General features: G+C 56.5%; 15 protein-coding genes. 3 read left to right on the top strand and 12 right to left on the bottom strand.

Annotation, left to right across the window (positions count from 1 at the left end; translation table 11 throughout):
• Position 1: 1 nt before the first annotated feature.
• Positions 2-757, bottom strand: a complete 756-nt coding sequence (locus BFP70_RS15280) for a sulfite exporter TauE/SafE family protein (protein ID WP_066012514.1) — start codon at positions 755-757, stop codon at positions 2-4.
• Between the two features lie 214 nt (positions 758-971).
• On the opposite strand from BFP70_RS15280, the gene BFP70_RS15275 reads away from it, so the two are divergent.
• Entirely contained in the window at positions 972-2,636 is a 1,665-nt protein-coding gene (locus BFP70_RS15275) for an acyl-CoA dehydrogenase family protein (RefSeq protein WP_083217544.1), read from the top strand.
• A gap of 99 nt (positions 2,637-2,735) precedes the next feature.
• On the top strand, positions 2,736-3,242 hold the full coding sequence (locus BFP70_RS15270; protein WP_066012513.1) for a GNAT family N-acetyltransferase: 507 nt from the start codon (positions 2,736-2,738) through the stop codon (positions 3,240-3,242).
• Here BFP70_RS15270 and recO read toward each other — a convergent pair whose 3' ends face one another.
• The 11 genes from recO to folK all read right to left on the bottom strand — a co-directional run bounded on the left by recO (position 3,243) and on the right by folK (position 12,076).
• On the bottom strand, positions 3,243-3,965 hold the full coding sequence (recO, locus tag BFP70_RS15265) for a DNA repair protein RecO (RefSeq protein WP_066012512.1): 723 nt from the start codon (positions 3,963-3,965) through the stop codon (positions 3,243-3,245).
• Between the two features lie 51 nt (positions 3,966-4,016).
• Positions 4,017-4,343 carry a DUF1491 family protein gene (locus BFP70_RS15260; protein ID WP_066012511.1) on the bottom strand — a complete coding sequence of 109 codons (327 nt, stop codon included), beginning with the start codon at positions 4,341-4,343 and terminating at the stop codon, positions 4,017-4,019.
• The gene (era, locus tag BFP70_RS15255) at positions 4,343-5,254 is read right to left on the bottom strand and encodes a GTPase Era (RefSeq protein WP_066012510.1); all 912 of its coding nucleotides are present in this window, start codon (positions 5,252-5,254) and stop codon (positions 4,343-4,345) included. The genes BFP70_RS15260 and era overlap by 1 nt, the downstream gene beginning before the upstream one ends.
• Positions 5,251-5,907, bottom strand: coding sequence for a ribonuclease III (rnc, locus tag BFP70_RS15250; RefSeq protein WP_369820214.1), 657 nt, complete (start codon positions 5,905-5,907; stop codon positions 5,251-5,253). Before rnc ends, era begins: the two co-directional genes overlap by 4 nt.
• Before the next feature lie 40 nt (positions 5,908-5,947).
• On the bottom strand, positions 5,948-6,739 hold the full coding sequence (gene lepB / locus BFP70_RS15245) for a signal peptidase I (RefSeq protein ID WP_066012508.1): 792 nt from the start codon (positions 6,737-6,739) through the stop codon (positions 5,948-5,950).
• Between the two features lie 88 nt (positions 6,740-6,827).
• Positions 6,828-7,229 carry a holo-ACP synthase gene (gene acpS, locus BFP70_RS15240; RefSeq protein WP_066012507.1) on the bottom strand — a complete coding sequence of 134 codons (402 nt, stop codon included), beginning with the start codon at positions 7,227-7,229 and terminating at the stop codon, positions 6,828-6,830.
• A gap of 3 nt (positions 7,230-7,232) precedes the next feature.
• A complete protein-coding gene (locus BFP70_RS15235) occupies positions 7,233-7,976 on the bottom strand; it encodes a pyridoxine 5'-phosphate synthase (protein WP_066012506.1) in 744 nt (247 codons plus the stop codon).
• Between the two features lie 83 nt (positions 7,977-8,059).
• Complete coding sequence (locus tag BFP70_RS15230; RefSeq protein WP_066012505.1) at positions 8,060-8,827, bottom strand: DUF2062 domain-containing protein; 768 nt, start codon at positions 8,825-8,827, stop codon at positions 8,060-8,062.
• Positions 8,828-8,917: 90 nt separating this feature from the next.
• Complete coding sequence (locus BFP70_RS15225) at positions 8,918-11,038, bottom strand: bifunctional (p)ppGpp synthetase/guanosine-3',5'-bis(diphosphate) 3'-pyrophosphohydrolase (protein WP_066012504.1); 2,121 nt, start codon at positions 11,036-11,038, stop codon at positions 8,918-8,920.
• A gap of 26 nt (positions 11,039-11,064) precedes the next feature.
• The gene (rpoZ, locus tag BFP70_RS15220) at positions 11,065-11,421 is read right to left on the bottom strand and encodes a DNA-directed RNA polymerase subunit omega (RefSeq protein ID WP_066012503.1); all 357 of its coding nucleotides are present in this window, start codon (positions 11,419-11,421) and stop codon (positions 11,065-11,067) included.
• Between the two features lie 40 nt (positions 11,422-11,461).
• On the bottom strand, positions 11,462-12,076 hold the full coding sequence (gene folK / locus BFP70_RS15215; protein WP_066012502.1) for a 2-amino-4-hydroxy-6-hydroxymethyldihydropteridine diphosphokinase: 615 nt from the start codon (positions 12,074-12,076) through the stop codon (positions 11,462-11,464).
• Positions 12,077-12,235: 159 nt separating this feature from the next.
• Between folK and BFP70_RS15210 the strand changes: the two genes are divergently transcribed.
• A complete protein-coding gene (locus BFP70_RS15210) occupies positions 12,236-12,787 on the top strand; it encodes an NYN domain-containing protein (protein ID WP_066012501.1) in 552 nt (183 codons plus the stop codon).
• The last annotated feature ends 201 nt before the right edge of the window (positions 12,788-12,988 follow it).

Below are 12,988 nucleotides of genomic sequence, written 5' to 3'. Positions count from 1 at the left end.
GCTACATCAATGCCTTGCGCAGCAGGTTGGCCCCGGTCAGCAACAGCATCAGCAATGTGAACCTGCGGAATTTCGCTGGATCAAGCCGATCATGGGCACGAAACCCCACCCAAATGCCTAATAAAGCAGGCAACGCCAGAAAAATCGACAATGGCAATGTGCGGTGATCGAGCACCCCGGTGAACAGATGCGCCAACGTCAGCATCAGACCGCCACCAAAGAAGGACACACCCATCACCCGCATCGACTTGGCCTTTTCCACACCAGTCGACAGCAGGTAAATGATCAACGGCGGGCCCCAAATCCCGGAAATCCCTCCATACAGCCCGCCAATCACGCTAAGTCCGAATTCCGCACGTTTACGGTGATGGATTGGGATGACCAGCGACCGGCCCAAAAGCTCATTGGCAGAATATAGCACGATCGGCACGCCCAGGATCAAGAACATCACCATAGCTGGCAAGATCGTCACCAAAGGTGCGCTGATCGCAATAAAAACCAATAACGTGATCAGATGCACCCGGTATTCCACAGCCGTTTGCCACGCCGCCGCAAAGCCATTGCGAAAGGCCTGCGCGGCATTCGTGGCCACCACAGGCACGATTAACAGCGCCAGCGCCGTCTCTGCATCCATAAATGAGGCAAAGACCGAGAGCATGATCATCGGCAGTGCAAAGCCAATTGCGCCTTTCACGAAGCCTGCGCAAAATGTCACAAGAATCGCGGCGCCAAGTTGCCACAGCTCTAACCCGTACATCCGCGATCTCCTGCCTAATTCACCTGACTGAGCTATCGGCTGGATGCTGCACGCACAAGCAATCAGCAGCGTATGCTTGCAAAATGCGCATTCGCCGGGCAGCCGCGGAATCTCTGCGAAACAAATTGTCAAAATATCTCATAAATTGGACTTAATATTGCGCTGCAGGTGCGAAGTGGTTAGAAACATCGCAACAAGGGAAGAGGACTGATTCATGGCACATGATGGTGTGGAAATGAGCAAGACAGCCGTTCTGGGCGATCTGCTAGGCCTGACAGCACAATGTCTGCCAAGCGTAGAAAATTTGGTTGCGCAGGCCACCGAGGCGCTACGCGCATTGGTCGTGGCAGACGGGCGCGTATCCGGCGCGGCCCTCGAAGCCCATCAATATGAAGCGCATGGCCTGGCGTGGTTGGCCACTTATCACCAGGCATTGGTGCAGTTGCAGGCTTGGGCTGCACGTCTGTCCGAAACCGGCGCATTGGGCGAGATGGAAAGCCTTTTGCTGCAAATCGGGTTTGGCGAGTATCTGAATCAGATTGCCGGCGGCATCCCGATGTCCCAAGGGGAAATGGTGCGCCTGTCTGATCTGGGCCTGACATGGGCGCCGGGCAATGCGGCGAAAACGCTGATGGCATCGGGCAACAGCCCACAAGCCCGCGCAAACCTGGTCGCCTTGATGCGCGATACCCAAGGCCGGTCTGTCTTTGGCGCCTCTGGTCTGGATGAAGAATTGGAAATGGTCCGCGAGCAATTCTACCGTTATGCGGAGGACCGAGTGAAACCCTTCGCCCATGACTGGCATCTGAAAGATGAGCTGATCCCGATGGACACCATCGAGGAGTTGGCAGAGCTGGGCGTGTTCGGCCTGACAATCCCCGAAGAATACGGTGGGTTTGGGATGTCCAAAGCCGCAATGGTAGTGGTGACCGAAGAACTTTCGCGCGGCTATATCGGCGTAGGATCGCTTGGCACCCGGTCCGAAATCGCGGCCGAATTGATCCTGTGCGGCGGCACCGAAGATCAAAAGCAGAAATGGTTGCCACAATTGGCCACAGGTGAAGTGCTTTCAACCGCCGTTTTCACCGAACCGAACACCGGATCCGATTTGGGCAGTTTGCGCACCCGTGCGGTGAAGGATGGTGATGATTGGCTGGTGACTGGGAATAAAACATGGATCACCCATGCTGCACGCACCCAGGTAATGACCCTGTTGGCGCGCACCGACACGGGCACCGACAATTACAAAGGTTTGTCGATGTTCCTGGCAGAAAAGCTGCCCGGAACCGATGCCGACCCGTTCCCGACCGACGGTATGACCGGCGGCGAAATCGAGGTTCTGGGCTATCGCGGCATGAAGGAATATGAGCTGGCCTTCGATAATTTCAAAGTCAAAGGCGAAAATCTTCTGGGCGGCGAAGAGGGCAAAGGCTTTAAACAGCTGATGGAGACCTTCGAATCCGCACGCATCCAGACAGCGGCCCGTGCCGTTGGTGTGGCCCAATCTGCCTGTGAAGTGGCGATGCAATATGCCATCGACCGCAAGCAATTTGGCAAATCCTTGATCGAATTCCCCCGTGTTGGATCAAAACTCGCGATTATGGCGGTAGAAATCATGATCGCACGTCAGCTGACCTATTTCAGCGCGTGGGAAAAAGACCACGGTCATCGTTGCGATGTTGAGGCGGGCATGGCCAAGCTGCTGGGCGCGCGCGTGGCATGGGCCTGTGCCGATAACGGGTTGCAAATTCACGGTGGCAACGGGTTTGCGCTGGAATATGGAATTTCTCGTATCCTATGCGACGCGCGGATCTTGAATATCTTTGAAGGGGCCGCTGAAATTCAGGCGCAGGTGATCGCGCGGCGTCTTCTGGGCTAGGACCAGCGGCTGACATTGCGTCACAGCGGGGCCGTCTGGTCCCGTTTTTCATTGCGCCGCACCGCAGTTCGGGCAATCTGCTGCGAAAAGGAGGTCCCAATGATCCGCGACGCGCAGCTATCTGATATTCCCGCAGTTACCCAGATCTATAATGACACGGTGAGGACGACGACCGCGATCTGGAACAAGATCATCGTGGATGAGGACAACCGCGCAGCCTGGTTGCTGGAGCGCCAATCGGCAGGATTTCCCGTGCTGGTGACAGAGCACGAAGGCCGGGTGCTGGGCTATGCCACATATGGTGCGTATCGCCCACATGACGGCTATCACTTGACGGTGGAGCATTCGGTTTATGTCCATCCTGACGCCCGTGGACAGGGATTGGGAACCCCGATGATGTCAGAGCTGATCACGCGCGCCAAAGCCCATGGAAAACATGTCATGGTTGCCGCGATTTCGGCGGATAATCCCGGGTCGATCCGATTGCACGAACGGTTGGGCTTTGTCGAAACAGGCCGGATGCCGCAGGTGGGGATGAAATTTGGCCGTTGGCTGGATCTGGTCTTGTTGCAGCTGATGCTAGATGATCGCACGCAACCGGACTGATCAGGCCCGCGCCAACGCATCCAAAAACCGTTGCCGCGCGGCAGGTAGGGGACGATCACCCAATGCTGTGGCCAGGCGGTGCTGCAAAAAATGCCCGGTCAGCCGCAGCCCGTCTTCGACCTCCGCCAAGGTGGCACTGCCCTGCCCCAGTAAAAATTGCGGCAAGGGCAGCAGACGTGGCGCCCACTCTCCCGCCCCTTCCGGGCTGACTGCGCGCCCGGTTTTCGGGCTGACAAAGGCCAGATGATCTCGCGATCCGGTCACCGCACAGCGTGTCAGATCCAAGCCATAGCCCAGATCCTCCAAAAGCATCATTTCCCACCGCAAATAATCCAGAATCCAGCCATCATGGACCATGCCAATCACGTCAAACAGCGGTTCTGAGGCCGAAAACAGGCGCAGGTGCGGCTCCCGGTCCGGCAAAGCAAATCCCAACAATGCACAGGTCGCGCTGAGCCCCAGAAGCGCCAAACGATCCGACATCGCGCCTGCGCGGGATTTCAGCGGCTCTGGGGTAAAGGTGCCAAGCTGATCTTGCAATCGTGCACGCCAGCGCAGGGACAGATGGCTGCCCGGCTGCAACATCGCAGCCTTCTTACGCGAAATGCCGCCCGGAACGATGCCGCTATGGCGCCCATGATCGCGGGTGAACACCTCGATTAACATGCCCGTTTCACCATGCGGCCGGGCGGACAGGACCGTCCCACTGTCATGCCATTCCATCGCGCGCCCCCTGCCCGCACCGGCCGTGCCCCAGCGATGCGGCCCACCTCGTTACAGGTTCAGGCCATCTTCATCTAGCAAAGTCTGCCCGTCACGCGATTCCAGTTCAATCACCCATAAGTCGGGGTCAAAACCGGTTTGTTTGCGAATGGACGCGTCAACATCGGCCTCTGAGCCGCAGATCAGCTCTATCCAGCGGCGATCGCCGGTCATCAGGTCAAAGCTGCGCTGATAGGCCTGCGCCGTGCCATTCAAACGGGCACATTTCACCAAAACCGCGCCGGAACTATCATTGCCATGCCGAATGACATATGCGGGAATATTTTTCAGTTCCAGCCGCTTAAGATAGGCTTTAACCCAAAACTCCGCTGTCAGCATCAGTCGCCATCTTTAAAATTAAGCCCCATTTCGCCATAGCGCTCGCGCTCTTCAAGCCAACCGGGACGCACTTTGACCTGCAAGAACAAGTGCACAGGGCGCCCCAGGAACTCGGCCAATTCTTCACGCGCCGCCTTAGATACACCTTTGATGGTTTCACCGCCCTTGCCCAGAATGATACCTTTGTGCCCGTCACGGGCGACATAGATCAGCTGGTCAATCCGGGTGGAGCCATCCTTACGATCCTGCCATTGCTCCGTTTCGACGGTCAGCTGGTAGGGCAGCTCTTCATGCAAGCGAAGCGTCAGCTTCTCACGGGTGATTTCTGAGGCAATCATCCGCAGCGGCAAATCCGCAATCTGATCTTCTGGATACAGCCACGGCCCTTGTGGCAGCTGATCTGCCAGCCATGTGCGCAGATGTTCAACGCCATGCCCACGCTCGGCCGAGATCATGAATGTATTGGCAAATTCATAGGCATCATTGAGCTTTTGCGACAATGCCAGCAGCACTTCGGCCTGCACCCGGTCAATCTTATTGATCGCCAATGCGACGGGCTGCGTGCCACCGCGTTCTTTCAATGCCTCAAGGATTGCTTCCACACCCGGCGTCATGCCGCGATGGGCCTCAACCAGCAGCAAAACGACATCCGCATCCGCCGCACCACCCCAGGCCGCAGAGACCATCGCACGGTCCAAACGGCGACGAGGGCGGAAAATGCCAGGGGTATCCACAAACACCAGCTGGCTTTGCCCTTCCATCGCGACGCCGCGGATACGTGCGCGCGTGGTCTGCACCTTATGCGTCACGATGGACACTTTGGCGCCGACCATCTTGTTCAAAAGGGTGGATTTTCCGGCATTGGGCTCGCCAATAAGGGCGACGAAACCGGCTGATGTTTGATCGGTCATTTTTGAGCCTCCATCCGGTCCAAAAGGGCACGGGCTGCAGATTGTTCGGCTTGCCGTTTCGCACCAGCGGTGGCGCGTTCGGCCTCCCCATTGGACAGTCGGGCTTCGATGGTAAAGACGGGCGCGTGATCAGGGCCGTCGCGCGATACCGTCAGGTATTGCGGTGGCGGCAAACGCCGCGCCTGCGCCCATTCTTGCAAGGCGGTTTTCGGATCGCGGCTGTCTTCTGCAACCTCGTGAATACGCTGGCCCCAAAGCGCGATAATGATACCGCGCGCCGCCTCAAACCCGCCATCCAGATAGACGGCGGCAATTACCGCCTCCATCGCATCGGCAAGCAGCGCCTCTTTGCGCCGCCCCCCGGTCATCATTTCTGACCGGCCAAGCTTCAGCACAGCGCCCAGATCCACCTGCCGCGCCACATCCGCACAGGCTTCGCGGCGCACAAGCGCGTTGAACCGCGGCGCAAGCTGACCTTCTGTTGCCTCGGCATCGGCCTGATACAGCGCCTCTGCCATTGACAGGCCCAGCACGCGATCCCCGAGAAACTCCAACCGTTGGTTGTCGGGGCGCGTCGGGGTTGAAATCGACGCATGTGTCAACGCACGAATAAGCAAATCCGGCTGGGAAAATTGATATCCCAACCGGTCCATAAATTCAGCAATATCTTTTGCGATCTTCACAAGACTGCCTTCACTCTACGGCTTTGAAGAAACGATCCGCACGCCATGTCCAGAAGTAGAACAACGAACGTCCGGCCGATGAGAACATGATACGATCCGCACGGCCAATCAGGAATTTCGCCGGAACGAAGCCCAATCCACCACGGACCTGCGGGAAGCGGCTATCTTCAGAGTTATCACGGTTGTCACCCATGAAGAAATATTCCCCATCGGGCACGGTAAACACGGGGGTCGAATCAACCGGGCCTGTGTTGGTGATATTCAAGATCGAATGACTGACACCATTGGGCAACGTTTCGATCTGACGTCCTTTGATACAGATATCGCCCATCCCAACCGGCGCATTTTCGCACCGCGGCGTCAAACGTTGCGGGCCTTGTTGTGCCATGACCTCTTCAAACGGCGGCTGATTTTCCAGCTTTACAGGGGTGCCATTGATATTAAGCACGCCATCGATCATCTGGATTTTATCGCCAGGCAAGCCGATCAAACGTTTGATGTAATCTACGCCTTGGGTCGGATGGCGGAACACAACCACATCCCCACGCTCGGGGTCGGAACCAAACAACCGCCCCTCAATCGGGCAGGCCGAGAAGGGGCAGGAATATTGCGAATACCCATAGGCCATTTTGTTGACGAACAGGAAATCCCCGATCAGCAACGTGTCCTTCATCGACCCGGATGGAATCCAGAACGGCTGAAAGAACAGCGTGCGGAAAACGCCTGCAATCAGCAACGCCCAAAACACGGTCTTGATCGTTTCGACAATGCCGCCTTGCGTCTTGTCCGCCTTGCTTGCCATGGCCAAAATGCCCCCTTTGTAAAGCTTGGCCCTTCTGTGACGCGTGACCTATGGCCTGTCAAGGAAGCTTGGTTGTGAAAGCGTGGAGTTATGCAATTGGGCGGGCTTCGATCACCACAAAAGCCTGCGCCCAAGGGTGATCGTCGGTCAGCGTAACATGCACGATTGCCTGATGCCCGTCCGGCGTCAATTGCGCCAGACGCTCCGCCGCCCAGCCTGTCAACTCCATCACTGGCTGCCCGGTATTGAGATTGCTAACGGCCATATCTTTCCACGAAATCCCCATGCGCAGACCGGTTCCCAGCGCCTTGGAACAGGCTTCTTTCGCGGCCCAGCGTTTGGCAAATGTGCCCACCATATCAGCGCGGCTATCCGCTTTGCGCTGTTCGGTTTCGGTGAAGACACGGTTGCGAAATCGCTCTCCGAACCGGTCCAAAGTGCCCGCGATACGATCAATATTGGCCAAATCAGAGCCGATTCCCAAAATCATTTATCAGCCCCGTGTCGCATCCATTAAATGGCGCATATGTGTCACCGCCGGGCCAAGCCCCATAAACACCGCTTCTGCGATCAGGAAATGGCCGATGTTGAGCTCTTGAATCTGCGGGATCTGCGCGATAGGCCTGACGGTGTCATAGGTCAGCCCATGACCTGCGTGAACCTCTAAGCCCAGTTCATGCGCATAGGCGGCGCCGGCACGCAATGCCTCCAGCTCTGCGTCGCGCTCCTCAAACCGGCCTGCAAAGTGTAGATCGCAATACATGCCGGTGTGCAGCTCGACCACCTGCGCACCGACCCGCGCCGAAGCTTCAATTTGCCGCGGCTCATGACCGATAAACATCGACACACGTGTTCCGGCATCCACCAAAGGCGCAAGATATTCCTTTAGGCGCGCTTGATCTGCGGCAACATCCAACCCACCTTCGGTGGTCAATTCCTCACGCTTTTCGGGGACAATACAGCAGGCGTGTGGTACATGGCGCAGCGCGATCTGTTGCATTTCGGGTGTTGAGGCCATTTCAAAATTCAGCGGCGTCGACAGCGCCGCGTGCAAAGCCTCAATATCGGCGTCACGGATATGGCGGCGGTCTTCGCGCAAATGCGCCGTGATACCATCTGCGCCAGCCTCTTCCGCCAGCTTTGCCGCGCGCACCGGGTCGGGATAAACAGAACCGCGGGCATTTCTAATCGTTGCAACATGATCAATGTTTACGCCAAGACGCAACTTCTTCGACATGGGGCCAACCTCGAAGTTATTATTTTCAGCCGATTATGACGCGGCCGATGGTGGGATTGAAGCGCAATCTGCCATTATCCGGCTTAACTGCGCGTGTCGGGGGTTTGGGCTGCCTTACGGGCGGTCTTTTCTTCACGGCGTTCTTGCTTGCGCCCGGCCCGTTCTTCCCGTTTTGCCGCAAGCTTCGCGCGCGCGGCTTCCAGCCGCTCTTTCAAACGGGCGCGGCGCCGGTTTTGATAAGCTGTGATGAATGGCAAGGACACATAATACATTGCAATGGAACAGAAAATTCCGGGAATAAACCCGCCGACAAGATAGGGCCACCAGATATCTGAGAAGAAATAGGACAGGCCCGTCCAATCGGCTGTATCGGGCGTGAATAACGCCCAGAAATTATGCCACAGGTCATGGCCGGCCCCTGCGAAGATCTCTCCCAGCCCGTCTGGCGGGGGGGGGAAATCCTTTGGGCCGTCATAGCGCCCTTCCAGTGGTGGCGGTGGCAGCGGCGCGCGATCATGTCCCAATAAAAAATGGCCAAGTTTAATCGAAGACACCGCTATAATCGGGAAAGTAACGGGGTTTCCGAAAAATGTGCCCAGGATCGCGGCCAAAATATTGCCCCGCAAAATCCATGCCAAGGCAGCGGCCGTAACAAAGTGGAACCCGAATAACGGCGTAAAGGACACAAACACGCCCGCCATGATACCGCGCGCGATGCGGTGGGGGCGATCAGGCAGCCGGTTGATCCGGTGTTTCACATAATGGAATGCACGCGCCCATCCTGTCCGCGGCCACAACGCATCCCGCAGCGCGCTAAGCATCGGTCGTTTATCGCGCCGTTTAAAAACCACCGTCTGTTCCTTCCGGCCATTCAGGCCGTTGTTCCCCGCTTTGGGCGCACCACCTACTGACGGCGCATGCAACAGGCCAACCGGCCCGGATCACGGTTTGCGCGCCAGATCCCGCCAACGCTCAACCTGAGCTACATCTGTCTCGGCTTCAAGCGCCGTCAACAGTGTATGCAAATGTTCCGCGTCCCGAAGTTCGACCTCTACCACCAGAGAGTAAAAGTCCGGTTTCCGGTCAACAAAATTCAGATCCGAGATATTTGCTTTTTGCTGCCCGATCAAGGTGCACATATGCCCCAACACCCCGGCATCATTGGAAATTGTGATCTTGAGGGATGCGACATAGGCCGGCGGATGCTGGCCCGTTTGCCAATGCAAATCGACCCAGCGTTCAGGCTGATCTTCAAATTCTTCCAGCGCGGGACAATCAATCGAATGGATCACAACACCGCGACCACGGTAGGTGATGCCGACGATTCGCTCTCCTGGAAGGGGCTGACAGCAATCCGCCCGCGAAAAGCTTTGATCGGCGCCAAGCCCAAGAACCGCCCGCGTGGGTTCAATCACTTTGCCGTGGGTTCGCGCCGCCAATTCAGGATATAGCGCCTGTAGCACCTCAGTTGACGCAATCTCGGCAGAGCCTAACCGCGCCAGAAGCTCGGTCTCTCCCGCAAGACCCAGCGATTTTGCCGCCGTGCGCAACGCCTTATCAGTGACCCGGCGCCCCACATGTTCAAACGCCACACGTGCCAGCTCTGACCCCAGCTTAACAAACCGCGAGCGGTCTTCTTCGCGCAGGGACTTACGGATTGCGGCACGCGCACGGCCCGTGCCAACGATATCCAACCATGTCGCCTGCGGTCGTTGCCCCGCCGCCGTAATGATTTGAACTGATTGGCCATTTTTCAAGCGTGTCCATAGCGGAACGCGGATGCCATCGACCTTTGCACCAACACATCCATTGCCGATCCGCGTATGAATCGCATAGGCAAAGTCAATCGGCGTAGCCCCTTTGGGCAGCTTCACAACATCCCCTTTGGGGGTGAAGCAGAAGGCCTGATCGGAATACATCTCAAGCTTGACGTTCTCAAGAAATTCTTCGTGATCGCCTTCGCCAAAACGCTCTGCCAATGAAGACAGCCAACTTGCAGGGTCCACGGCAAATGGGTTCGATGCCCGCTCCCCATCACGATAGGACCAATGCGCTGCGACGCCCGATTCCGCAACCTCATGCATCTGCCGGGTGCGGATCTGCACCTCAACCCGCTTGCCATCGCGTCCTGTCACCGTGGTGTGGATAGACCGATACCCATTGGTTTTCGGCTGGCTGATATAATCTTTGAAACGGCCCGGAACGGCGCGCCAGCGTTGATGGATCAGCCCCAGCACCCGGTAGCAATCCGCATCAGACCGCGTGATCAGGCGAAAACCGTAGATGTCGGACAGGCGCGAAAACGCAAGCTGCTTTTCTTCCATCTTGCGCCAGATCGAATAGGGGCGCTTGGCCCGGCCAAACAGATCCGCATCAATCTGAGCCTCTTCCAGCAGACCACGGATATCGGCCGAAATTTTCGGGATCACATCCCCGGTTTCTTTCTGCAACGACACAAAACGCCGGATGATCGAGGTCCGTGCCTCTGCATTCAAAACCTTGAACGCAAGGTCTTCCAGCTCTTCGCGCATCCACTGCATCCCCATGCGCCCAGCCAAAGGCGCATAGATTTCCATGGTTTCGCGGGCCTTTTGGGCCTGTTTCTCGGGTTTCATCGCACGGATCGTGCGCATATTGTGCAAGCGGTCCGCCAATTTGACCAAGATAACGCGCAGATCCTTGGACATTGCCATGAACAGCTTGCGGAAGTTCTCAGCCTGCTTTGTCTCGGATGATGACAGCTGAAGATTGGTCAACTTGGTAACGCCATCGACCAGCTCTGCGATCTCAACACCGAAGCTGTCCGCGATATCGGTATAAGACGCGCGCGTATCTTCAACCGTGTCATGCAGCAGCGCCGTCACGATTGTGGCGTCATCCAGCCGCTGCTCGGTTAAAATCGCCGCAACAGCAACAGGGTGGGTGAAATAGGGTTCGCCAGAGCGCCGCATCTGCCCGTCATGCATCTGCATGCCATAGGCATAGGCGCTGCGAATCAAATCCGAGTTCGTGCTTGGATTATAATTGCGAACGAGCGCGATCAGGTCTTCGACATCGATCATATCGCTCGTTCGCCTTCTTAATCAGATTATTCGCGGCCCTGCGCTTCCATTAGCGCGCGCAGCATGCGTTCTTCGCTCATGTCGTCATCAGCAGGTTTATCCGCGACTTCACCGCCCATCAGCTGTGCCATTTGATCTTCTTCCGGCTCATCAACCTCAATTTGGGTCTGATTTGCTTCGATCAAACGCTCACGCAGGCTATCTGCGGATTGTGTCTCATCCGCGATTTCACGCAGCGCGCAAACCGGGTTTTTGTCGTTATCGCGGTCAACGGTCAGCGCCGAACCGGCGGTCACTTCACGCGCACGATGTGCCGCGAGCATCACCAGCTCAAAGCGGTTCGGGACTTTGTCAACGCAATCTTCAACCGTCACGCGGGCCATGGGCTACTCCAGTCGGTTCATAGGAATTCAGGCGCATTACTTATGCGTTCGCCCCAGACTTTGCAAGGCAGGATTGTTCTGGAAATAGCCCGTGCAAGGGCTCCAATCCAGTTTTTTGCTCTGGCGGCAGGGCATCACACATGTCGATGACGGTCATACCCGTCAGCGGATGACGCCAGTTTGGCGCTATTTCTGCCAGAGGCACAAGCACAAATCCGCGCTCTGTCATGCGCGGATGCGGCAAAATCAGCTGCTGTGGCGTGTCAATTTGCTGGCGCTCAAAGGGCAATTCCATCCAGTGACGCAACGTTACAATATCTGGCGCGACATTGTGACCCACCGCGAGTAAATCCAGATCAATCACCCGTGCGCCCCAACGCTTTTCGCGCACACGCCCCAATTCATCTTCAATTTTATGCAAGGCGCGCAGCGCGTCTATCGGCGCCATTTCGCCGCCTAGAACCCCACATGCATTGACAAAATCGGGGCCAGAGCTTGCAGGATAGGCCGCGGAACGATAGAAACGAGACAGCGCTTGCAAAGTAAACCCGGCATCACTGCACTTGTGCAGCGCCTCGCGAAAAACACAATCTGGGCGTGAAAAATCTCCGGCCAAATTCCCGCCCAAAGCGAATATAAACGTGCTGTTATACATTTAGACAGATACTCAGACCAAATTCGTATTGTTATTCCGGGCGCCGGTACATTTTGTGCGCAGATCTAAAACCCAAGCACGTCCGCGCGTCAACCACCACTCATAGCGATGCACGGGACACCGTGAAAAACGCGGACAAGAAAAAAGGGATATATATTTATGTTCTACAAAGACGAACGGCTCGCGCTGTTCATTGACGGCTCCAATCTTTACGCCGCGGCGAAATCGCTCGGATTTGATATAGATTATAAGCTTCTGCGCCAGGAATTTGAACGCCGCGGTAAGCTTGTGCGGGCGTTCTATTACACAGCTTTGCTTGAAAACGAAGAATATTCGCCGATCCGTCCGCTCGTCGACTGGCTGCACTATAATGGCTACGCGATGGTGACGAAACCTGCGAAGGAATATACCGATTCCATGGGCCGCCGTAAGGTCAAAGGCAATATGGATATTGAACTGGCCGTGAATGCAATGGAATTGGCACCGCGCCTTGATCATGCTGTGCTATTCTCGGGTGATGGTGACTTCCGACCGTTGATCGAAGCATTGCAACGTCAGGGCGTGCGCGTGTCTGTCGTGTCAACGATCCGCAGCCAACCGCCAATGATCGCAGATGAACTGCGCCGCCAGGCCGATAACTTTATCGAGCTGGACGCATTGCGTGATGTTATCGGCCGTCCACCGCGCGAACCGCGTGAGGGCGAAGAATAATCGGCGCAGCCGACTGATCTGCATGTGTTTTTTACTATGTTTCGCAGATCCACCACTCACAGACCCTAAGGCGTGCGGGACACCGCGCGCCTTTTTTCAATTGGTGCCCGCGTCTAATGCCCGTCTTACGATGGATTCCCCGGTTGGAAAGCGGGATCACGGGTTTTATACTCGCTAAGGACTGGACCTTCGCCTCAGAGC

Origin of the sequence: Thioclava sp. SK-1, assembly GCF_001705665.1 — a bacterium.
GTDB lineage: Bacteria > Pseudomonadota > Alphaproteobacteria > Rhodobacterales > Rhodobacteraceae > Thioclava.
Note: the sequence above shows the minus strand (reverse complement) of the source record. Positions and strands in the feature narration are given on the sequence as shown.

What these genes read in the sequence shown, in the direction of transcription:
- BFP70_RS15280 (WP_066012514.1), bottom strand. Translation starts at nt 757, where the DNA reads ATGTACGGGTTAGAGCTGTGGCAACTTGGCGCCGCGATTCTTGTGACA.
- BFP70_RS15275 (WP_083217544.1), top strand. Translation starts at nt 972, where the DNA reads ATGGCACATGATGGTGTGGAAATGAGCAAGACAGCCGTTCTGGGCGAT.
- BFP70_RS15270 (WP_066012513.1), top strand. Translation starts at nt 2,736, where the DNA reads ATGATCCGCGACGCGCAGCTATCTGATATTCCCGCAGTTACCCAGATC.
- recO (WP_066012512.1), bottom strand. Translation starts at nt 3,965, where the DNA reads ATGGAATGGCATGACAGTGGGACGGTCCTGTCCGCCCGGCCGCATGGT.
- BFP70_RS15260 (WP_066012511.1), bottom strand. Translation starts at nt 4,343, where the DNA reads ATGCTGACAGCGGAGTTTTGGGTTAAAGCCTATCTTAAGCGGCTGGAA.
- era (WP_066012510.1), bottom strand. Translation starts at nt 5,254, where the DNA reads ATGACCGATCAAACATCAGCCGGTTTCGTCGCCCTTATTGGCGAGCCC.
- rnc (WP_369820214.1), bottom strand. Translation starts at nt 5,907, where the DNA reads ATGGACCGGTTGGGATATCAATTTTCCCAGCCGGATTTGCTTATTCGT.
- lepB (WP_066012508.1), bottom strand. Translation starts at nt 6,739, where the DNA reads ATGGCAAGCAAGGCGGACAAGACGCAAGGCGGCATTGTCGAAACGATC.
- acpS (WP_066012507.1), bottom strand. Translation starts at nt 7,229, where the DNA reads ATGATTTTGGGAATCGGCTCTGATTTGGCCAATATTGATCGTATCGCG.
- BFP70_RS15235 (WP_066012506.1), bottom strand. Translation starts at nt 7,976, where the DNA reads ATGTCGAAGAAGTTGCGTCTTGGCGTAAACATTGATCATGTTGCAACG.
- BFP70_RS15225 (WP_066012504.1), bottom strand. Translation starts at nt 11,038, where the DNA reads ATGATCGATGTCGAAGACCTGATCGCGCTCGTTCGCAATTATAATCCA.
- rpoZ (WP_066012503.1), bottom strand. Translation starts at nt 11,421, where the DNA reads ATGGCCCGCGTGACGGTTGAAGATTGCGTTGACAAAGTCCCGAACCGC.
- folK (WP_066012502.1), bottom strand. Translation starts at nt 12,076, where the DNA reads ATGTATAACAGCACGTTTATATTCGCTTTGGGCGGGAATTTGGCCGGA.
- BFP70_RS15210 (WP_066012501.1), top strand. Translation starts at nt 12,236, where the DNA reads ATGTTCTACAAAGACGAACGGCTCGCGCTGTTCATTGACGGCTCCAAT.